This window comes from Prosthecobacter sp. (assembly GCF_044222345.1).
In the GTDB taxonomy this organism is placed as follows: domain Bacteria; phylum Verrucomicrobiota; class Verrucomicrobiia; order Verrucomicrobiales; family Verrucomicrobiaceae; genus Prosthecobacter.
In genome coordinates, this window is sequence record NZ_JBGANL010000001.1 from 164,334 (window position 1) to 184,053 (window position 19,720).

At 61.9% G+C, this 19,720-nt stretch carries 19 protein-coding genes and 1 other RNA gene; 16 read left to right on the forward strand and 4 right to left on the reverse strand.

Translation table 11 applies throughout. The features are described from left to right. The first annotated feature begins 55 nt into the window (after positions 1 to 55). Positions 56 to 150, forward strand: an RNA gene (gene ffs, locus ACILSL_RS00650) — signal recognition particle sRNA small type. Between the two features lie 18 nt (positions 151 to 168). Here the strand turns inward: ffs and ACILSL_RS00655 are convergent. Then, entirely contained in the window at positions 169 to 1,464 is a 1,296-nt protein-coding gene (locus ACILSL_RS00655) for a hypothetical protein (RefSeq protein ID WP_395730058.1), read from the reverse strand. Next, positions 1,464 to 1,724 carry an acyl carrier protein gene (locus ACILSL_RS00660; RefSeq protein WP_395730059.1) on the reverse strand — a complete coding sequence of 87 codons (261 nt, stop codon included), beginning with the start codon at positions 1,722 to 1,724 and terminating at the stop codon, positions 1,464 to 1,466. Before ACILSL_RS00660 ends, ACILSL_RS00655 begins: the two co-directional genes overlap by 1 nt. 278 nt (positions 1,725 to 2,002) lie before the next feature. Here ACILSL_RS00660 and trpC point away from each other — a divergent pair, with 278 nt between their 5' ends. Then, a complete protein-coding gene (gene trpC / locus ACILSL_RS00665) occupies positions 2,003 to 2,788 on the forward strand; it encodes an indole-3-glycerol phosphate synthase TrpC (protein ID WP_395730060.1) in 786 nt (261 codons plus the stop codon). A gap of 141 nt (positions 2,789 to 2,929) precedes the next feature. On the opposite strand, the gene ACILSL_RS00670 is transcribed toward trpC, so the two are convergent. Next, a complete protein-coding gene (locus ACILSL_RS00670; protein WP_395730061.1) occupies positions 2,930 to 3,832 on the reverse strand; it encodes a LysR substrate-binding domain-containing protein in 903 nt (300 codons plus the stop codon). A 93-nt stretch (positions 3,833 to 3,925) separates the two neighbouring features. Between ACILSL_RS00670 and ACILSL_RS00675 the strand changes: the two genes are divergently transcribed. The 11 genes from ACILSL_RS00675 (at position 3,926) to ACILSL_RS00725 (ending at position 16,401) form a co-directional block, all read left to right on the forward strand. Beyond that, complete coding sequence (locus ACILSL_RS00675) at positions 3,926 to 5,359, forward strand: DUF1501 domain-containing protein (protein WP_395730062.1); 1,434 nt, start codon at positions 3,926 to 3,928, stop codon at positions 5,357 to 5,359. 287 nt (positions 5,360 to 5,646) lie between these two features. Continuing rightward, positions 5,647 to 7,986: a PQQ-binding-like beta-propeller repeat protein gene (locus ACILSL_RS00680; protein WP_395730063.1), complete on the forward strand. Its 2,340-nt coding sequence runs from the start codon at positions 5,647 to 5,649 to the stop codon at positions 7,984 to 7,986. Positions 7,987 to 8,568: 582 nt separating this feature from the next. Beyond that, positions 8,569 to 9,270, forward strand: a complete 702-nt coding sequence (locus ACILSL_RS00685; RefSeq protein ID WP_395730064.1) for a pirin family protein — start codon at positions 8,569 to 8,571, stop codon at positions 9,268 to 9,270. Between the two features lie 42 nt (positions 9,271 to 9,312). Then, positions 9,313 to 9,690 (forward strand): DoxX family membrane protein, encoded by a 378-nt coding sequence (locus ACILSL_RS00690; RefSeq protein WP_395730065.1) that lies wholly within the window; start codon positions 9,313 to 9,315, stop codon positions 9,688 to 9,690. 108 nt (positions 9,691 to 9,798) lie between these two features. Further along, the gene (locus ACILSL_RS00695; protein ID WP_395730066.1) at positions 9,799 to 10,293 is read left to right on the forward strand and encodes a VOC family protein; all 495 of its coding nucleotides are present in this window, start codon (positions 9,799 to 9,801) and stop codon (positions 10,291 to 10,293) included. Further along, positions 10,290 to 11,183 (forward strand): YceI family protein, encoded by an 894-nt coding sequence (locus tag ACILSL_RS00700; protein ID WP_395730067.1) that lies wholly within the window; start codon positions 10,290 to 10,292, stop codon positions 11,181 to 11,183. Before ACILSL_RS00695 ends, ACILSL_RS00700 begins: the two co-directional genes overlap by 4 nt. A 265-nt stretch (positions 11,184 to 11,448) precedes the next feature. Further along, positions 11,449 to 12,054: a nitroreductase family protein gene (locus tag ACILSL_RS00705; protein WP_395730068.1), complete on the forward strand. Its 606-nt coding sequence runs from the start codon at positions 11,449 to 11,451 to the stop codon at positions 12,052 to 12,054. A gap of 190 nt (positions 12,055 to 12,244) precedes the next feature. After that, positions 12,245 to 12,676 carry a ribose 5-phosphate isomerase B gene (gene rpiB, locus ACILSL_RS00710; RefSeq protein ID WP_395730069.1) on the forward strand — a complete coding sequence of 144 codons (432 nt, stop codon included), beginning with the start codon at positions 12,245 to 12,247 and terminating at the stop codon, positions 12,674 to 12,676. A gap of 115 nt (positions 12,677 to 12,791) precedes the next feature. Further along, positions 12,792 to 13,667 (forward strand): DMT family transporter, encoded by an 876-nt coding sequence (locus ACILSL_RS00715; RefSeq protein WP_395730070.1) that lies wholly within the window; start codon positions 12,792 to 12,794, stop codon positions 13,665 to 13,667. A 274-nt stretch (positions 13,668 to 13,941) separates the two neighbouring features. Continuing rightward, positions 13,942 to 14,535, forward strand: coding sequence for an NAD(P)H-dependent oxidoreductase (locus ACILSL_RS00720; protein WP_395730071.1), 594 nt, complete (start codon positions 13,942 to 13,944; stop codon positions 14,533 to 14,535). 3 nt (positions 14,536 to 14,538) lie between these two features. Continuing rightward, complete coding sequence (locus tag ACILSL_RS00725) at positions 14,539 to 16,401, forward strand: monovalent cation:proton antiporter-2 (CPA2) family protein (RefSeq protein WP_395730072.1); 1,863 nt, start codon at positions 14,539 to 14,541, stop codon at positions 16,399 to 16,401. Positions 16,402 to 16,546: 145 nt separating this feature from the next. Here the strand turns inward: ACILSL_RS00725 and ACILSL_RS00730 are convergent, their stop codons facing one another. Then, positions 16,547 to 17,290 carry a DUF1080 domain-containing protein gene (locus tag ACILSL_RS00730; RefSeq protein ID WP_395730073.1) on the reverse strand — a complete coding sequence of 248 codons (744 nt, stop codon included), beginning with the start codon at positions 17,288 to 17,290 and terminating at the stop codon, positions 16,547 to 16,549. 3 nt (positions 17,291 to 17,293) lie between these two features. On the opposite strand from ACILSL_RS00730, the gene ACILSL_RS00735 reads away from it, so the two are divergent. The 3 genes from ACILSL_RS00735 to ACILSL_RS00745 all read left to right on the forward strand — a co-directional run bounded on the left by ACILSL_RS00735 (position 17,294) and on the right by ACILSL_RS00745 (position 19,681). Beyond that, the gene (locus ACILSL_RS00735; RefSeq protein ID WP_395730074.1) at positions 17,294 to 18,004 is read left to right on the forward strand and encodes an SGNH/GDSL hydrolase family protein; all 711 of its coding nucleotides are present in this window, start codon (positions 17,294 to 17,296) and stop codon (positions 18,002 to 18,004) included. 2 nt (positions 18,005 to 18,006) lie between these two features. Continuing rightward, on the forward strand, positions 18,007 to 18,822 hold the full coding sequence (locus ACILSL_RS00740; protein ID WP_395730075.1) for an SGNH/GDSL hydrolase family protein: 816 nt from the start codon (positions 18,007 to 18,009) through the stop codon (positions 18,820 to 18,822). A 136-nt stretch (positions 18,823 to 18,958) separates the two neighbouring features. Next, complete coding sequence (locus tag ACILSL_RS00745) at positions 18,959 to 19,681, forward strand: BPL-N domain-containing protein (protein ID WP_395730076.1); 723 nt, start codon at positions 18,959 to 18,961, stop codon at positions 19,679 to 19,681. Positions 19,682 to 19,720 lie beyond the last annotated feature (39 nt).

The window sequence follows — 19,720 nt, forward strand, 5'->3', positions numbered from 1 at the left end:
GTCTTTAGGCTGCAATCTTGCTTGTGCCGGATCAGCCCAGCGGCTACATCACCGGCGTCAGGGGCCGCGGATGTTCAGCTTGCGAACCCCGCCAGGTCCTGACGGAAGCAACGGCAGCCTGCCTGTCCATGTCGCGGTTCCCTGGCACTTTCATCCAATCCATTGCGATCACTCTTGCGCAATGCCGGTCAAATCCGTCCGGATTCGCCGATCCAGCGCTTCGATCTCCGCCTGAGACACTCCGTCTCCCCTCCATGCCAGCGTCACCGTGATGAGCCCGGCATAGTCTGAGACAAAAATGCCCAGTCCCGGCGGCGCACTGACGCTCGGAATAGTGTAGATGTTTTGCACCGCAGCTCCCGCAAATTCGGTGCGGCCAGGCAGAAAGGAGCCGGTATGCGAATGAAACAGGCTGCAAATCTGCCCCATGTTCGTCCAGCGTACCATGGGGATGAACGTGCTCAGCGGCAGATGGGCCGCCAGTGTCGTCAGCGCCTCAGATGCCTGCGATCTCTCCTGCTTCATCCCCTCACGGTACTTTTCCAGCACATGCGCGACCGCCAGATCCAGGGTGCCCAGCGCTCCGGCTTCCAGAAACAACGGCATCGCGCCCATGTGATTGCCAAAAATCAGCTCACGGCTTCTGCCCCGCAGCTGTATCGGCAGGTGCAGGTGGATCTCCGGACTGTGCCAGTCACGCCGTTCATGCAGCAGCTGCAAAGCACGTGCGGCCATCGCCGCATAAAAGGGCATCTGTAAAAAGTCGCCGCACAGCGCACGCAGTCTCGCCGTGGCCCGCGCAGACTCTTCCCGGGAAAGTTCGATCAGCCGGTATTCCGGTCGTCCGCCGGTGGGCATCCCCTTCATCCATGCAGAGAGACATCCGGCAGAGGTCATCTCATGCAGCCTGTCTGTCAGTGGTTTGGCCCTTTTATAAATACGGGCCATGCTTTCACGCGGTGGCATGGTCTGGGCTGGCGGTCCCGCTGCACACGCCCCCGCAGCCAGTTTTTCCAGCAGCAGATTGATCCCAGTTCCGTCCAGCAACGCATGCCGCCACGTCAGGAGAATCACATGCCCGCCCTCCGTCCCCCACGGAAAGACCTCCAACCATAAGGGGGTGGTCAGTGCTCCGCTGCTGCTTCGGCCCTGCAGCCGTTCTTGGATAACCTCTTCGCCGGGGGGGAGTCCCTGCACCCCATGCCAGCAGATGGGCGGTGCAGCAATGGTGCCATGCGTCTCCCACACCCATCGCCAGCCACGCCACTGCCGTTTCAGCCGCGCTCCCAGCATCGGATGCTGCGCATGGATCTCCTCCCACGCCTTCGTCAAAGTCTGCGCGTCCGGTTTCGCTTCCAGCTGCAGCACCGTCACCCCCCAGTGAGTTCCTTGCCCGCTGCGGCGCATGAACGCCTCAAGCCCCGCGAGGAAAAAATCAACCGTGGTGGCGGGCAGGATCAGCATCAGGCGGCTAGGCGGCGTTTTTCTCCCAGAAAGCCCGCCAGTGCACTGGCCGTGGTAAAACGCTCCCGCGTCATCTCCGCCGGATTGATCGTCAGCTGGAATCGTTCCTCAATGAGCAGCAGCAGCTGCATCATCGCCATCGAGTCCAGACCCATGGAAAACAGGTCCGTGTCATGGGTGAGGGGCTCCTGCGGTTCCAGGATGTGTTCGGTGGTGAGCAGTTCGATCACGGCGGCGGGACTGATGGGCGCTTCAGGCATTCCTTGTAGAGAGAGCCTGCATCCCGCAGGACGTCAAGAATCCGCTGCACCCGTATTTTGCCTCCAGACCGGTTCTCAAAAAGATTGTCGTTTTGATTCGGCGAGCGCAGCGGCCCCAGTGGCAAGGAGAGTGCGCCGCCTGCTATTTGAAAATAACAGGCAAGCGCGCGCTGCCGCCAATGGGGCCGCTCCGCCGCCGGGCAGGGTGACTAGATTTTTGAGAGCTGGTCCAGTCGAAGGTTGCACAACGTCATCCCTCCGCCACCGTGCGCCCCCCTATGAACAAGCTGGACGAAATCATCGCCCACAAGCACACCGAACTGCAACGCCTGCTGCCGCGCGCTGAAAAGCTCCGCGCCGCCGCCGCCCTGCGCAATGACGTCCGCTCCTTTTACGATGCTCTCCGCGCCGACCCCACGCGCCTCAGCATCATCGCCGAGGTCAAACGCGCCTCACCCTCCGTCGGCACCATCGCAGCGGACTTTGATCCCCTGACTATCGCCCGGGGCTATGAGAAAGCCGGTGCCAGCGCCATCTCCGTCCTCACCGATGAAAAATACTTCCAGGGCCGCCTCGAATACCTCTCGCTCATCCGCGAGCAGCTCGACATCCCCTGCCTGCGCAAAGATTTCATCATCCACGAGGCCCAGATCTTCGAAGCCGTCGTCGCCGGAGCCGATGCCATCCTCCTCATCGTCGCCGCTCTCGACCAGCCCACCCTCGAACACCTTCTCGAAGTCGCCCATACCTTCCAGCTTGATGCCCTCGTCGAAGTTCACAACCTCCCCGAGCTCGAACGCGCCCTCGCCACCGACGCCCGCATCATCGGCGTCAACAACCGCAACTTGAAGTCCTTCACCGTCGACCTCGCCACCACCGAGCAACTCGCCGAAGAAATCCCCGACGACATCGTCCTCGTCTCCGAAAGCGGCATCAAAACCCCCGCCGATGCCCTCCGCCTCGCCGAAGCCGGCGCCAACGCCCTCCTCATTGGCGAAACCCTCATGCGCAGCCAGAACATCCTCGCCGACCTCCCCCAGTTCCGCGCCTCCACCGAAAAGTAGCCATCTCGCTCCGCGATAGAGGCCGCCATCTCGGATGGCGGAGCCATCCCAGCCTGTAGCGAGGGGTTGAGCGCAGCGACACCCCTCGTCAGCAGGTCTTCATAGCCCACGCATCGCGTAGCGATGCCAGCACTTCTCTCTCTACCCCTTCGCAATCTGCCCCGCCAGCTCCGCGATCAAGCTCGTCAGCGTCGTCAGCTCCTTGCTCGCCTCCTGCTTCGGCAGCACCAGCAGCAGTTCCGTCGTCGGCACTGGCGCCGCCAGCGGCACAAACACACAGCCCCCATGCGGCATCTTGCTCGCATGCTCCGGGATCAGCGCCACCCCGCCCAGGGTCGTCACCGTCCCCAGCATCATCGAAAGCGAATCCACCTCGCTCACGATCTGCGGATCAAACCCCGCCTGCTGACAAATCGAGCGCAAAAACTCGCGTCGCCCCGGAAAAGACGCATCCGACAGCGACACCCATCGCTCATCCTTCAGCGCCGCCAGCTTGATCGATTTCTTCTTCGCCAGTGCATGATCTTCAGATACCAGCGCCGCCATCTTATGCCGCGACAGCGTGCGCGTGTTGAAAAAGGCGCGGTCACTCTCCGAGATATTCCCCAGGATCGCCGCATCCAGCTCATGGTTTCGCAGCCGGTCCAGCTGCGCACGCGGTGGCAGTTCAAACAAGCTCACCTGCGCCTTCGGGTGCCGCTGCCGGAATTCCCGCACCGCAGGCACCACCAGATCATCCAGAAACGGGGCCAGAAATCCCAGCCGCAGCGTCCGCCGCGCCTTGCCATACTGCTCTCTCAGCTGCTGCGCACTCGTCTCCGCATCACACACAATCTGCCTCGCCTTCGGCAGAAAAAAACGGCCCGCATCCGTCAGATAAATGCGCTTCCGAATGCGGTCAAACAACGCCACCCCCAGCTCCGCCTCCAGCACGCCGATCTGCCGGCTCAGCGCAGGCTGCGTCACATGCAGTCGCTTGGCCGCGGCAGAAATGCTCAAGTCCTCGGCGGCGGCGATGAAGTAACGAAGATGGTGAAATTCCACGCCGGATCAGACCACAGACCGGCACTCTGCGCAAATCGTCCGCTCATCCGTAAGTCGGCCATTTGGCGAACGTAGGTGGCTTGCGCGCATCTTATGGACTCACCGCTTTTTCGTCCCTCAATGGACCGCCGGGCCTTTCTCACGGCCTCGACGCTGGGATTGGCATCGCTGCGTTTCGGCCCTGCCTTGAAAGCTTCCACCGGCCCTGGAGTTCCTGCCGCCACCCTCGCAAAGCCCGCCAAATCCACCGTCCTCTTCTTCCTCTGCGGCGGTGCCTCCCACATCGACATGTGGGACATGAAGCCCGAGGCCCCTCTGGAATTTCGCGGTGAGTTCAAACCCATCCGCACCACCGGCTCAGACATCCGTCTCTGCGAGCACCTGCCCCTCCTCGCCAAACAAGCCCACAACTTCGCCCTCGTCCATGGCGTCACCGACGGCGGTCGCGCCACCGGCGATCATCACGCCGGCTACTATTACAATCTCACCGGCCACGCCCCCGATCTCACCTTCAAGCAGCAGGGCAATGACCGCCGCCCCTATCCCGAAGACTGGCCCTACATGGGCAGTGTCGTCGGCATGAAGCGTCCCCTGCATCCCACGCTCCCGCAGATCATCTCCCTCCCGCACAAGCCCAGCAAGCTGCCCTTCACCCGCCCCGGCCAGTTCGCCGGCCGCATCGGCATGGAGTACGATCCCTTCTATCTCAATGGCAGCTTCGACGAACCCCTGAATTTCAGCGCCCCCACCATCTCCATGTCCGGCAGCATGTCGGCTTCCCGCATGCAGGACCGTCACGCCCTGCTGAACGCGATGAATCAGGCCCGTCGTGAGCTCGACCACGAAGCCGCCGTTCAAAACTACGTCAAGCAGCAGGAGCGCGCCTTTGACCTCCTGTCTTCCAGCGACACCTCAAACGCCTTCGACATTAAATCTGAGCCCGACAAACTGCGCGAACGCTACGGCCACACCATCAATGGCACCAGCCTCCTCATGGCCCGCCGTCTTGTCGAGGCCGGCGTCCCCTTCGTCACCGTCTTCTGGAAGGAAGACGAGAGCATCGCCAAACAATGCAAAAGCGCCGGCGGCTGGGACACCCACGGCGACAACTTCAACTGCCTGAGAAAGTACCTCCTCCCGCAGTTTGATCAGGCCTTCTCCGCCTTCATGGAAGACCTCTCAGGCCGGGGCCTCCTTGATGAAACCCTCGTCCTCGTCACCAGCGAAATGGGCCGCATGCCCAAAGTCGGCGACCGCCGCTCCGGCGGCACCCTCGGTGCAGGCCGCGATCACTGGACCTCCTGCATGAGCGTCCTCATGGCAGGGGCTGGTATTCGCGGCGGCCAGGTCGTTGGCGAAACCGACGCCCGCGCCGAGCTCCCCAAGGACCGCCCCATCTACCCCGAAGACATCACCAAGACCGTCTACTACGCCATGGGCATCCAGGACCTCGAAGCCAAAGACAAGCTTGGCCGCGCCTACAACCTCCTCGATGAAGGCAAGCCCCTCACCGAACTCTTCGGCTGATCCTCCCATGGTGCCTCGCATGAATGGCATTCAGTTAAGTCATCGTTGCGTCTACCCTGCAGCCACTCTTAGCACCAACGGTGCGGCCTATCGCAGCCCAGGGCAAGCGAGCCTCAGCGAGCGGCGCCCTGGGTTTGCCAGCATCACCTCCGGAAAGCAAACCCAGCACCCCGCCACACTCTCCCGGCCACCAGCAGCGCCTGCCTTTCCCTCCGCCACACGCCTGCGCCTCGCAGCACGCACCACCATCACCAGCCCCGCTACCCCCCTTTAACCGAGCGCCCCTCATGCATCGTCTCATCCTCCTCGCCGCCCTGTCCTTCTCCATCACCCTCCGTGCCGAAGATTGGCCCCAGTTCCGCGGCTCCAACGGCACCGGCATCTCCGCCTCCTCCAACCTCCCCCAGGACTTCTCCGCCGAAAAAAACATCGCCTGGAAAGCCAAAATTGGCGACGGCATCGGCTCGCCCATCGTGAAGAACGGCCATGTCTTCACCACCGCCATGCTCGGAGACCAAAAGCTCGGCGTCTTCAGCTTTGACGCCACCACCGGCAAGCAGCTCTGGCGCACCGATTTCGACACCGGCACCCTCCCGCGCATCACCCCGCCAAATAGCCACGCCTCCTCCACTCCCGCCACCGATGGCGAGCGCGTCTACGTCTATTTCAGCACCATCGGTCTCCTCGCCTTCGACTTCACCACCGGCAAAGAAGTCTGGCGGCACACCATGACACGCCCCGCTTATCTCATGGACTGGGGCGCCGCCTCATCCCCCATCGTTTACAAAGACACCGTCATCTTCTGCCAGGACGATGACCTCGCCCCCTTCGTCCTCGCCGTCGATTCAAAGACCGGCAAAGAAAAATGGAAGACCCCGCGCAAAGAAATGCTCGCCGGTTATTCGCTGCCTGTCCTCTGTGAGGCCAATGGTCGCACCGATCTCGTCATCGCCGGCAGCGGCAAATTGAAAGGCTACGACCCCGCCACCGGCAAAGAAATCTGGACCTGCAACACCCTCCTCCGCACCATCATGACCTCACCCGTCGTGCATGACGGCGTCATCTACATCGCCGTGCAGAGCTACGGCGATTCCACCCGCACCTTGAAGCACGCCCTGCTCGAATGGCTCGACACCAATCAGGACAAAATCCTCTCCCGCGAGGAAACTCCCAAAGAGTTCCACGAGCGCTTCGATGCCTCCGACAAAAACCACGACAAAGTCATCGGCCCCGAAGAAATCGACACCGCCTTCCAGTCCCCCGACAACATGGCCGCCGGTGGCAACATCATCCAGGCCATCAAAGGCGGTGGCACGGGCGATGTCACCAAGACCCATGTCCTCTGGAACATCGACCCCAAGACTCCCTCAAACCTCTCCTCCCCACTCTTCTTCAACGACCGCATCTACGTCGTCAAAAGCGGCGGCATGTCCAGCTGCTACGACGCTAAGAACGGCAAAACCCTCTGGGACCGCAGCCGCCTCGGCAACTTCGGCGACTACTTCGCCTCCCCCATCGCCGCCGCTGGCAAAGTCTACATCGCCGCCAAAAACGGCTTCATCGTCGAACTCGAAGACGCACCCCAGCTCAAAGTTCTCGCCAAGCACGACATGGGCGAAGAAATCATCGCCACCCCCGCCATCGCCGATGGCCGCCTCTTCGTCCGCACCCGCGAAAGCCTCCTCTGCGTCTCCTCCACCACCTCCGCACCTGCGCTTGCAGTCGCAGGTAAGGGGACCACTCCGTCGGACACCATCGAACTCATCACCGCCCAGCCCCCGCATGGCTCGCGTGTCTGGAATGGCTACACCGGCAACGCCATGGGCCAGGAATCCTGGACCCAGGATGAACTCGAACAGCTCCTCCAGCGCCTCCAAAAATTAAAATACACCACCATCGCCATTCCCGCCAAAATCGCGCCCTTCACCCCCATCCGCGTCGATGGCGACACCGGCGGCCGCAAAGCCTTCCACGGTGCCTCCATCTTCGAAAATCCCGACGTCGCCGCCATCACCGCGCGCTTCCGCGAGCACGCCGGCAAGCTCGGTTTCGAAATCACCACCGCGGAGCCCGTGGCCACATCCGTCCTCCCCAAAAACGACTTCGCCAGCGAAAAAGCCCTCAGCGATTTCGTCACGCCCATGTGCGGCGAAGGCGTCGCCGAGCGCATGTGGCTCGGCTTCCAAGCCATCGACAAAGCCTCACAGCTCATCGCCAAAAACGACCCCAATCTCGGCATCCCCGCGCCCGACATGCTCCTGCGCCACCTGAAGTCCAAGAAAGCCCTCCCCGAATGGCTCACCGAGGTCAAAGCGTTCTACGCCACCGCCATGAACGAGATGTACCGCGCCAACACCCGCGCCCGCGAAGGCTCCCGCACCTTCACCCTCTACAATGCCAAGCGCCTCGAATTCACCTTCCACTACATCAGCGCCATCGAGTCCCTCTACAAATCCCACGATGCCGCCACCCGCGCCGAATCCCTCGAAGCCGCCATGGACAGCATCTACAACGCCCTCAACTCCTGGTCAGACGTCGCCCGCGACTCCAGCGATCGCGGCGCCATCGCCCTCCTCAACGAGTATGGTTATCGCCCATTGGTAAAAGTCGTCAAAGGTCGCGAGTAAACGCAGATCGCTTGCGAAATCACGGCACAGAGCAATTTGTCAGTTGCTGATTTCAATTCTTTCTTGGGCGGTACTACATGTCGGTCACTGTTTGACCGGCTGCAAATGCAGGCTAGGGAGCGCGCAATTTATACTGCAGCACTCCGCAAGCATGCATAACTCCGCGCCCAAAGAGGCCATTGTGCGCTTCAGGTCATATAGTTTTCCTACCACGCCCATGCAACGATTCACGCGCTTTGCCCGAGCGGTTCATCTGCCCTCTATCCTGAACCTGCTTGATAGGATGCTGCTCTTCGACACTTAGCACCGCAATACACCAGCCCCAAAGGGGGCTGAGTAATTGAGCCCAGGGTCAGCCGAGCCTCAGCGAGGCGACCCTGGGTATGGCATGCAACTCTGGAAAGCAAACCCAGAACTCCGCCACAAATCGTGCCCACCAGCAGCGTCTGCAATCAGTCCCGACGCGCATTGGCTCCGCGATCTGCCAGCGCTTCTCACTCCAAGTATATTACTTTTGGTTATGAACTTGTGAAGCAAGTGGCATTGGAGGAATGACCATCGCGGCGCGAAATCACCGTCGTTATGAAACTCAAACTTCGCCTCTCCAACGAACGCGGCCACGCCAACCACGGCTGGCTCGACACCTACCACACCTTCAGCTTTGCCGACTACTACGATCCCGCGCACATGGGCTTCCGCAGCCTGCGTGTCATCAATCAGGACGTCATCGCCGGCGGCGCAGGTTTCCCCACCCATCCGCACCGCGACATGGAAATCTTCAGCTACATCCTCTACGGCGCTCTCGCCCACAAGGACAGCATGGGCAACTGCCGCACCCTTCTCCCCGGCCAGATCCAGCTCATGAGCGCCGGCAGCGGCGTCACCCACAGCGAGTTCAATCCCTCCCAGACTGAACCCGGCAGCCTCCTCCAAATCTGGATTCGTCCCCGTCAGAACGGCCTGAAACCCAGCTACACCGAATGGCACCCCAAGCCCGAGCATGAAACCGCCGAGAAGGTGCTCGTCATCTCCTCAGACGGCCGCGACGGCTCAGCCACCATCCATCAGGACGCTGACATCTACCGCGTCCGTCTTGAAGCCGGCAAATCCACCACCCACGAAGTCACCGCTGGTCGCGGCGCCTGGCTTCAGCTCATCAAAGGCACCCTCACCGTCAACGGCACCACCCTCAACCCCGGCGACGCCGTCAGCACCGACGACTCCGGCACCCTCACCCTCACCGCCAACCAACCCGTCGAAGCCCTCCTCTTCGACCTCGCCTAATCCCAACCCAACAACTGCAAACAACCGCAAACTCCCCCCCATATGAAACACATCCCCACCATCGCCCGCCTCTTCCTCGGCCTCATCTTCACCGTCTTCGGTGCCAACATGTGGCTCCACTTCATCCCCATTCCTCCGCCTCCTGAAGGCCCTGCCGCAAACTTCATGTTCGCCATCTATGGCAGCGGCTACCTCACCGTGGTGAAGGTCCTTGAAGTCACCGGCGGTCTGCTGCTCCTCAGCGGTCGCTTCACCAATCTCGCCCTCACCCTCGTCGGCCCGGTCGTGGTAAACATCGCCCTCTACCACTTCTTCCTCGTCAAAGGCGGTTACGAGATGCCCGTCGTCCTCGGCGTCCTCTCCCTCGTCGCCCTCTCTGGTCGCAAAGACTACCTCAGCACCCTCTTCGCCGCCAAATAACTCATCCCCCACGCGGGCCGGATTCACCCCCGAATCCGGCCCGCTTCTCTGGGATCTGGAAACAACGGCAAACCATCGCAAACAACTGCCAACCACCGCAAACTTCCCATGTCCCCTCCCATCCATCCCGCCGTCCGCATCGGCCATGTCCACCTCAAAGTGTCAGACCTGGAGCGCTCCCTCGCCTTCTACTGCGGCGTCCTCGGCTTCCAGCTCACCCAGCGCTACGGCACCCAGGCCGCCTTCGTCTCCGCCGGCGGTTACCATCATCACATCGGCCTGAACACCTGGGAAAGCCGTGGCGGCAAAGCCCCGCCTCGCGGCACCACCGGCTTGTTTCACGTCGCCATTCTCTACCCTGATCGCCCCTCTCTCGCAGACGCCCTGCGCCGCCTCATCCAAAACAACGTCCCTCTCGACGGCGCTTCCGACCACGGCGTCAGCGAGGCCCTCTACCTCCACGATCCCGATGGCAACGGCCTCGAACTCTACATCGATCGCGATCCCTCCCTCTGGCCTCGCGATGCCAAAGGCGAACTCTCCATGACCACGGAACATCTCGATCTCGGCGCCCTTCTCGCCGAAGCTCCCCCACAATCATGAAAACCATCTCCCTCTCCGAACTCCAGGCGCAGAAGGACGGCGCCACCCTCATCCACGTCCTGCCAGAGGAGCACTTCGACTGCGCTCATCTCCCCGGCGCCATCAATGCCTGCGTCTATGAAACCATCTTCGTTTCCAAAGTCGCCGAGCTCATCCCCGACAAAACCTCCTCCATCATCGTCTATGGCGCAGGCGGCGATTCCCTCGATGCCACCACCGCCGCCGAAAAGCTGACCAAAGCCGGCTACACAAAGATCGCCGCCTTCACTGGCGGCATCGCGGAATGGCAGCGCAATAACCTGCCCCTCGAAGGTTCCCACACCACCCCTGGCTCCGCCACACCCCAGGGCCGCTACGAGCTCGACACCGAAACCAGCCTCGTCCGCTGGACCGGCCGCAATCTCTTCAATCACCACCACGGCACCCTCCGGCTTTCCGGCGGCCACATCGAAGTGCAAAACGGCATCCTCCAGTCCGCCCGCTTCACCTTGGACATGAACAGCATCGCCTGCGACGATCTCGTGGACACCGCCTACAACGCCATGCTCATCCGCCATCTGCGCGATGACGACTTCTTCGCGGTCGATCGCTTTCCCACCGCCGAGTTCGTCTGCACTCACGCCGATCCTCTCCCATCCTGCACCCCAGGCATCCCAAACTACACCCTCCACGGCACCATCACCCTGCGCGGCGTCACACAGCCCCTCAGCTTCCCCGCCGTCATCGCCGCCGCAGACGCAGATCACCTCACCGGCCAGGCACAGTTTGAGCTGGACCGCACCCAGTTCGGCAGCCACTACGGCTCCGGCAGACTCTTCGCATTCCTCGGCAAACACGTCGTCAACGACCACGTCCACCTCCACATCAAGCTCCACGCCAAACGCTCATGATTAAAGTACGACAGACACTCTTGTCTGTCGATCAGCGCCCTCCAATCCCCCAGAATCCACGCGCACGGCCCCTCATGCTTCGCACCTCTGGTGACCTGCTATCCCCCCACACCCATCTCCCTTCGCGGCTGTTCGAAACATTCACGTCAAAATTTTCTCTCTGCTCCAAAACAAGCCGCATCCAAAGTCATTCCTCTAAACGTCTGCCCCCTTTATTGAATCTCGCCTCCGGAAACAACCGTAAACCACCGTCAACTCCCCTCCCATGAACACCCTCGAAGCCATCCAAACCCGCCGCGGCATCAAGCATTACGATCCCACCCATCGCATGACCGATGCAGAGATCCGCCAGCTCCTTGAAGCTGCGATGCAAGCCCCCACCGCCTTCAACATCCAAAACTGGCGTTTCCTCACCGTGCTCGACCCTGAGGTGCGGAAACAGATCCGCGCTGTTGCCTGGGATCAGGCCCAGGTCACCGACGCCTCGCTTCTCATCGTCCTATGTGCAGACAAGGACTCATGGAAGAAAGACGCCGCACGTTACTGGAAAAACGCACCCCAGCCCGTTCAGGACTTCCTCGTCCCCGCCATCGGCCAGTACTACTCCGGCCGCGATCAGGTCCAGCGCGATGAGTGCATGCGCTCCTGCGGCCTCGCCGGCATGACCATCATGCTCGCCGCCAAGGCCATGGGCTACGACTCCTGCCCCATGGACGGCTTCGACTTCGACGCCGTCGCCAAAATCATCAATCTCCCCGAAGACCACGTCATCTCCTTCATGATCGCCGTCGGCAAAGGCACCCAGCCCGCCTGGCCCAAGCCCGGTCAGCTCGCCTATGACGAAGTCGTCATCCGCGACAAGTTCCAGTGACACCCCGCCCCGCCGGAGGACTCGCACAGGCGTCAGCAAAGTGGTCCGCACCTCGCGAAGCGCGCCGAAGGCAATCCCCTGTGCGGCGCTCCTCCATCTCCTCCCGCTCCGCATTTGTCGAAGTGCGTACCTTTCCGCTTCTTTTTCAAGACTTGTGAGCATCTCCCGATTGCGCGACTCTCACCTCACCATGAAAATCGCCATCGGCTCAGACCACGCCGGCTACCGCTACAAGCAGGCCATCCTCCAGCACCTGCAGGCCGCCGGTCATGAAGTCGAAGACTTCGGCACCCACTCCGAGTCCCCCGTCGACTACCCCCGCTTCATCACCCCTGTAGCCAAAGCCGTGGCCGCAGGCACCTTCGAGCGCGGCATCGTCCTCGGCGGCTCCGGCAATGGCGAAGCCATCGCCGCCAATCGCGTGCGCGGCATCCGCTGCGGCCTCTGCTGGAACCTCGAATCCGCACGCCTCACCCGCCTCCACAACGACGCCAACGTCCTCTCCCTCGGCGAACGCATGATGGACCTCCCCACCGCACTCCAGATCGTGGACACCTTCCTCACCACCCCCTTCGAAGGCGGTCGCCACCTGGCTAGAATTCAGCAGCTTGATGAACAGTAAAAGTGATGCGGGCACTCCTGCCCGCAAAGCGAACAACCCAGCGCCCTCCCACGCCACAAAGCATCCCCCTCACCTGCACCCGCGTGATTCCCATCATCTCATCCGCAGTGTCTGAATGACCCCGGCACCTCGCACCTCCCGCTGGACCGCCATCATCCCATGGCTCTTCGTCCTCCTCTGGAGCAGCGGCTTCATCGGCTCAAAGCTCGGCATCCCCTACGCCGAGCCCTTCACCTTCCTCACGCTGCGCTACTGCATCGTCCTCGCCATCCTCATCCCCATCGCCCTCCTCACCCGCGCACCTTGGCCGCAGGGCAGGGGACAGCTCGCCCATGTCGCCTTTGCCGGCCTCATGATCCACGCCCTCTACCTCAGCGGCTGCGTGTGGTCCCTCCGCCTCGGCCTTCCCGCCGGCATCCTGAGTTTGATCGTCTCGCTCCAGCCCCTCTTCACCGCCGCCTTTGCCGGCGTCGTCTTGGGCGAGCGCGTCCTGCCTCGTCAGTGGTCCGGCCTCGCGCTCGGCTTCCTCGGCACCATCCTCGTTGTCGCACACAAGACCGGCAGCGGTCTCACCTTCGTCATGACGTTGCCCGCCATCGCCTCTCTGGTCGGCATCACCGTCGGCACCCTGTGGCAGAAGCGCCACTGCCCTGCCTTCGATCTCCGCACCAGCACCGTCGTTCAATACGCCGCCAGCCTCCTCATCACCGCCGTCCTCGCCGTCACCACCGAGACCATGCAGATCCAGTGGAGCGGCCAGTTCATCTTCGCCTTATGCTGGGTCGCCCTCGTCCTCTCCATCGGTGCCATCAGCCTCCTCAACTACCTCATCCGCAGCGGCACCGCCGTCAACGTCGCCAGCCTCTTCTACACCGTCCCCGCCGTCACCGCCCTCATGGCCTGGGCCATCTTTGGCGAGACCCTCACCGGCCTCTCCCTCATCGGTATGGCCATCGCCGTCCTCGGCGTCTGGCTCGCACGCGGAAAGTGAAAACCGAGGTTCTCGCCGCACAGCCGTAAAACCTCTGACCGTCATTCACCACCACGTTGGGATGCCGCCTCCTTTCCGTCCTTTCCGTCCTTTCCGTCCTTTCCGTCCTTTTCGTCCTTTTCGTCCTTTTCGTCCTTTCAGTCCTTTCAGTCCTTGAGATGCAGCACTCATGCACCAGCTCTCCCTCTTGAGGATAAAACAGTTCATCGAGCTCCCCGCCCCCTGAAAACAATTGCCGCGCCCGCCTGAACGACCATTCTGCCGCACACACATCATGGCTTCGGTTCTCGTTCTCTACGCCCATCCCGCCCCTCACAAATCCCGCATCAATCACCGGCTGGCGGCCGCAGCGCGTGAAGTCCCGGGCATCACCTTCCGCGATCTCTACGAGCTCTACCCCGATTTCTTGATCGATGTGGAGGAGGAGCAAAAGCTGCTCAAAGAGCACGACGTCATCGTCCTCCAGCACCCCTTCTACTGGTACAGCGCACCCTCGCTGGTGAAGGAATACCTCGATCTCGTCCTCACCTACGGCTGGGCCTACGGGGAAGGGGGCACCGCCCTTCAGGGCAAGATCATGCTGCAGGCCATCAGCGCCGGCGGCTCCGAAGAAATGTACTGCTCTCAGGGACGCAACCGCTTCACCATCCGCCAGCTCCTCGCGCCCTTGGATCAGACCGCCTTTCTCTGCGGCATGCGTTACCTGGCCCCGCACGTCATTTACAACGCCAATCAATTGGCGGACGCCGCCAGCATCCAGCCCCTCGCCCAACGCTACGCGCGCCTCCTCACAGCCTTGCGGGATGAAACACTGCCTCTGGAACTGGCCGCTGCGGCGGAAAAGATCAACGACCTCATTCCTGCATAACTCATGCACGCCTCGCATTTTTTCCTCTCCGCCTTCATTTACCTCGGTGCCGCCGTGCTGCTCGTCCCCGTCGCGCATCGCCTCGGTCTCGGCAGCGTCCTCGGCTACCTCATCGGCGGTGCCTTGATCGGCCCCTTCGTCCTCGGCTGGGTCGGCGGTGCGCAGGGGGAGGAAGCCATGCACTTCGCCGAATTCGGCGTCGTCATCATGCTCTTCATGATCGGCCTCGAACTCGAGCCCGCCCGCCTCTGGCGCATGCGCGGCCCCATCTTTGGTCTCGGCGGTTTGCAGGTCACTCTCACCGCCCTTGCCGTGATGAGCATCGCCATGGCCTGCGGTTTGGATTGGAAGCCCGCCCTCGCCACCGGCATGATTCTGGCCCTCTCCTCCACCGCCATCGTCATTCAGACCCTTCAGGAAAAAGCCCTCATGCGCACAGATGGCGGTGCCGATTCCTTCGCCGTGCTCCTGTTTCAGGACATCTCCGTCATTCCCATGCTCGCGGTGTTTCCATTGCTCGCCGCCAGTGTCACCAAGATGGAGCACCACGGCTGGCTGCAGGAGCTTCCTCATTGGGCGCAGCCCCTCGTCACACTGGGGGCCGTCGTCGCCATCGTCATCGCCGGACGGTTCATCGTGCCACGCGGCTTTGCCATCCTCGCAAAAACCGGCCTCCGCGAGCTCCTCACCGCCGCTGCCCTGCTCCTCATCGTCGGTGTCGCCCTCCTCATGACCCAGGTCGGCCTCTCACCCGCACTCGGTGCCTTTGTCGCAGGCGTCGTCCTCGCTGGCAGCCATTACCGCCATGAGCTTGAGAGCAACCTCGAGCCCTTCAAAGGACTCCTCCTCGGTCTCTTCTTCCTCGCCGTCGGTGCCTCGCTCGATTTCAGCGTCATCGCCACCAGGCCCCTCCTCGTCGCCTCCCTCGTGCTCGCCTTGATCGCTCTCAAGGCACTCGTCATCTACGTCATCGCCACCGGTTTAAAAATCCGCGGCAGCCATCGCTGGCTCCTCTCCCTCGCGCTCGCCCAGGGCGGTGAATTCGCCTTCGCTCTCCTTTCCATGGCCATCCAGCAGGAGATCCTCGAAGCCGAAACCGCGCGCCTCCTGGTGGCCGTCGTCGCCTTGTCCATGGCCGTCACCCCGCTCCTCTTCATCCTCTATGAGCGCGTCCTCGCCCCGCGCTACACCGCCGTCAGCCGCGAGCAGCGCGCCCCCGACCGCATCGACGAACACGCCCCCGTCATCCTCGCCGGCTTCGGCCGCTTCGGCAATTTTGTCGGCCGCTTCATGATGTCCCAGGGCGTCAAAGTTACAGTCTTGGAAAGCGATCCCGACCACGTGGACATGCTCCGCAAATTCGGCTTCAAGGTCTTCTACGGCGATGCCACCCGCCTCGACCTCCTCCACGCCGCCGGTATTGATCAGGCCTGCATGCTCATCATCGCCCTCGCAGATCAGGCCAAGGTCGCGCGCCTTGTCGCCGAGGTTCGCGAAAAATTCCCCAAGCTGCGCATCCTCGCCCGCGCCCATGACTACGATCAGCGCTTCGAGCTCATGAGCCTCGGCCTCGCCGCCGAAGACGCCGTTCACGAGCAGATGGGCAGCGCCCAGGAGCTCGCCGTCCGCGCCCTCCGCGCTCTCGGAAAACCCGCCTACGCCACCGAGCGCGCCGCCCGCCGCTGGAAGCGCTACGACGAAGAAACCGTCCATCTCCTCGTCCCCGTTCATGAAGACGAAGACGCCTACGCCAGCATCGTGCGCGAGCGCCGCATCGCCCTCACCCAGCTCTTCGAAAAAGACCTCGCCGAACTCCCCGCCGACAATGACGCCGGCTGGGAAATCGAACGCGCCGAAGAAACATGACTGCCGGGAGCGCGGCACTCCGATGCCGCAGAACCTCCGCAATCACTCCCCGCCCCGCTTCCTCACAAAGCCTCCCCTAATCGTCCTCGTCCTCCTCCGCTTCACCCCAAGCTCCGCGGAGTCCATCATTCGTCATTTCTCGGCCCTACTTCGCCGTCAGCTTGATATTCCGAAACCACGTCTCATCCCCGTGCTCCGTCAGCATGATCTTGCCCTTGCCCGGCGCAAAGCCTTCCTTGTTCTTAAACTTGCTCTTCGCGATCCGCTCCTTCCACTCCGGCGTCGTCGTGTCCGCCTCGCAGGCCAGCGCACCATTCAGCCAATGCTGGATCTTCCCGTCCTGCACCACGATCTTGCTCGTGTTCCACTCACCCGCCGGCTTCACCGCCTTGCCTGCCACCGGCTCCTTGATGTCATAAATCGAAGCCGTCGTGTGCGATCCCCCCTTGAGCCCATCCGGATGCCCGCTGTCATCGATCATCTGGTACTCAATCCCCAGCCACTCCTTGCCCCCGATCTTCGTCACCCAGTACTTGATCCCGTTGTTGCCCTTCGAGTTCACCTTCCATTCCCACTCCAGCTCAAAGTTCGAGTATTCGTTTTTCGAAATGAGGTTTCCACCACCTTTGCCCACGAGATGAATCGTATTGTCACCCTCAGTCGTCCAGCCGCCCGAAGGTGCCGCATCTTTCGTGTCCGTAAAATCAGCCAGCGTCAGAAAGACCGGCTCGGCGGCGGTGGCAAAGGAAGCGAGGGCGAGAAGGGCAAACAGCGTGCGCATGGTGGGTGGTAGGGGATGTGAGTCGCCATCAAACGTCGTCGGAGCCGGCTTGCCAGCATCTTTTTTATCGCAGTGATATTCCGGCGGCAGCCCACCGTTTAAATTCACCGCATGAAATCCCTCCTGCTCCTCGCCCTCCTCGCCAGCACGGCCCTCGCCGCAGACGCCCCCAAACAAGCGCCCAAAAAACGCGCCCCGCATCCTTCCCTGGCCAAAGTCGAAGACGTCGCAGGCCTCCCACGCGTCCTCCTCATCGGCGATTCCATCTCCATGGGCTACACCCTCGACGTGCGCGAAATGCTCAAAGGCAAGGCCAACGTCCACCGCATCCCCACCAACGGGGGCCCCACCACCAATGGCCTCAAAAACATCAAGGCCTGGCTCGGCGACTCCAAGTGGGACGTCATCCATTTCAATTGGGGCCTCCACGATCTCAAATACATCGCCGAAGACCCCTCCAAGCGCGCCGACCCCAAAGCCCCCGGCTCCCACCTCCAGGTCCCGCTGGCCGAGTACGAAAAGAACCTCGCCGAACTCGTGAAAATCATGCAGGCCACCGGTGCCAAACTCATCTGGTGCAGCACCACCCCCGTCCCCGCCGGTTCCGATGGCCGCGTCGAAGGCGATGAAAAGAAATACAACGAAGCCGCCGCCCGCGTCATGACCGCCGCAGGCATCCCCACCGACGATCTCTGCGCCCACGCCGCCGCCAAGCTCAAGGACGTGCAACTCCCCGCTAACGTCCATTACTCTCCCGCAGGCTATCACTACCTCGCCGAAAAAGTCGCTTCCGTGATCACCGAAAACCTGCCAAAGAAATGAGCATGAAATACACCTTCCTCTTCCTCGCCTTCGCCAGCCTCTCCTTCGCTCAGGTCAAATCCCAGAACGAACCCACCAACGCCGCCGAAGCCGCAGCCAAAAAGGCCGCCGAAGACAAGGCCGTCGATGAAAAATATCAGGCCCTCAAAGCCACGCTCCCTCCCGATCAGCAGGCCTGGGAAACCGTGCTCGAGCAAAACCTCGGCAACGGCTTCTACCTCCCTCTTCACAAAAAGGACAAGATCGCCGGACGCTCAAACGCCTGGGACTTCGTTCAGGACGACCCCAAGCTCCCCCGCGTCCTCCTCATCGGCGACTCCATCTCACGTGGCTACACCCAGGACGTCCGCAAGGCCATGGCCGGCAAGGCCAACGTGCACCGCGCACCCGAAAACTGCGGCCCCACCGCCAACGGCGTGAAGAAAATCGACATCTGGCTCGGCGACGGCAAATGGGACGTCATCCATTTCAACTTCGGCATCCACGACCGCAAAACCCCCGCCGCAGACTACGAGCAGCGCCTCGAAACCCTCATCGCCCGCATGCAAAAAACCGGTGCCAAGATCATCTTCGCCACCACCACCCCCGTCCCGCCAGACACCAAAGACGGCCCCGAACTCGTCACCCAGATCGCCGAGAAAAACGAGATTGCCCTGCGAGTCATGAAAAAACACGGCATCGCCATCGACGACCTTTACACCTTCCTCGCTCCGCAGCTCGCTGGCATTGCCAATCCCAAGGATGTCCACTTCAACGCCAAAGGCTACGAGCTCATGGGCCAGCAGGTGGCGAAGTCGATTGAAGCCGCGCTGAAGTAAATCACCTGCCGCCATGGCCGCATTTCATCCTCTGCTGCCTTGGCTTCTGCTGGTTGGCGTCCTCTCTCCGGTCCCGGCACAGGACGTGAAAAAAGCAGCGCCGCCTCCATTCGTCGTTCCACCGGATGTGAATGGGATGAAGTCCATCATCCCCGCGCCGGTACAAACTCGTGAGATCAAAGTCGGCATCTACCGTGGCCCCGGCTCACCCCAGGGTGGGGTGGACAATGTCTTGAACGTGCTCAAACCTTTCCCTCAGGTGAAGGCGGTGGTTCTCAGCGGTCAGGACGTGGAACGCCTCAATAACAGCACCTATGATGTGCTGGTATTTCCAGGTGGCTCCGGCTCCGGTCAGTCCAAAGGCATCGGCGCAGCCGGTCTCAAAAACGTCCGCGAGTTTGTGAAGCAGGGCGGCGGTTATGTGGGCATCTGTGGCGGGGCCTACCTCGCCTGTTCAAATTTCACCTGGGGCCTCGGTATATTGAATGCAGGCACCGTGTCCAGCAAATGGCGGCGTGGCCAGGCCATGCTGGATTTGGAGCCCACCCTGGCCGGTCAGCAATGGCTCGGCGGTGTGAGCTCCACCTTCAAAGTCCGCTACCACAATGGCCCCATTCTCAAACCAGCGGCTCGCACCGATCTTCCCGCCTACGACGTTCTGACAGTTTTCAAAACCGAGATCGCCGAATACGGCTCCCCCGCCGGCGTCCAGGTCGGCTCACCTGCGCACGTCATCGCCACCTACGGCAAAGGCCGCGTCTTCATCTCCAGCCCTCACCCGGAAAACACACCCGGCCTCGAAAACTTCATACCGCGCGGCATACTTTGGTCTGCCGCTCACGCCTCCATGGCTGAGTGAGGCGCTGGGTTCGCCAAGATTGGCTGCATGAAGCACCGT

Excerpts from the sequence above, each read along its gene's own strand:
- ACILSL_RS00655 (WP_395730058.1), bottom strand. The coding sequence starts at position 1,464 with ATGCTGATCCTGCCCGCCACCACGGTTGATTTTTTCCTCGCGGGGCTT.
- ACILSL_RS00660 (WP_395730059.1), bottom strand. The coding sequence starts at position 1,724 with ATGCCTGAAGCGCCCATCAGTCCCGCCGCCGTGATCGAACTGCTCACC.
- trpC (WP_395730060.1), top strand. The coding sequence starts at position 2,003 with ATGAACAAGCTGGACGAAATCATCGCCCACAAGCACACCGAACTGCAA.
- ACILSL_RS00675 (WP_395730062.1), top strand. The coding sequence starts at position 3,926 with ATGGACTCACCGCTTTTTCGTCCCTCAATGGACCGCCGGGCCTTTCTC.
- ACILSL_RS00680 (WP_395730063.1), top strand. The coding sequence starts at position 5,647 with ATGCATCGTCTCATCCTCCTCGCCGCCCTGTCCTTCTCCATCACCCTC.
- ACILSL_RS00685 (WP_395730064.1), top strand. The coding sequence starts at position 8,569 with ATGAAACTCAAACTTCGCCTCTCCAACGAACGCGGCCACGCCAACCAC.
- ACILSL_RS00690 (WP_395730065.1), top strand. The coding sequence starts at position 9,313 with ATGAAACACATCCCCACCATCGCCCGCCTCTTCCTCGGCCTCATCTTC.
- ACILSL_RS00695 (WP_395730066.1), top strand. The coding sequence starts at position 9,799 with ATGTCCCCTCCCATCCATCCCGCCGTCCGCATCGGCCATGTCCACCTC.
- ACILSL_RS00700 (WP_395730067.1), top strand. The coding sequence starts at position 10,290 with ATGAAAACCATCTCCCTCTCCGAACTCCAGGCGCAGAAGGACGGCGCC.
- ACILSL_RS00705 (WP_395730068.1), top strand. The coding sequence starts at position 11,449 with ATGAACACCCTCGAAGCCATCCAAACCCGCCGCGGCATCAAGCATTAC.
- rpiB (WP_395730069.1), top strand. The coding sequence starts at position 12,245 with ATGAAAATCGCCATCGGCTCAGACCACGCCGGCTACCGCTACAAGCAG.
- ACILSL_RS00715 (WP_395730070.1), top strand. The coding sequence starts at position 12,792 with ATGACCCCGGCACCTCGCACCTCCCGCTGGACCGCCATCATCCCATGG.
- ACILSL_RS00720 (WP_395730071.1), top strand. The coding sequence starts at position 13,942 with ATGGCTTCGGTTCTCGTTCTCTACGCCCATCCCGCCCCTCACAAATCC.
- ACILSL_RS00725 (WP_395730072.1), top strand. The coding sequence starts at position 14,539 with ATGCACGCCTCGCATTTTTTCCTCTCCGCCTTCATTTACCTCGGTGCC.
- ACILSL_RS00735 (WP_395730074.1), top strand. The coding sequence starts at position 17,294 with ATGAAATCCCTCCTGCTCCTCGCCCTCCTCGCCAGCACGGCCCTCGCC.
- ACILSL_RS00740 (WP_395730075.1), top strand. The coding sequence starts at position 18,007 with ATGAAATACACCTTCCTCTTCCTCGCCTTCGCCAGCCTCTCCTTCGCT.
- ACILSL_RS00745 (WP_395730076.1), top strand. The coding sequence starts at position 18,959 with ATGAAGTCCATCATCCCCGCGCCGGTACAAACTCGTGAGATCAAAGTC.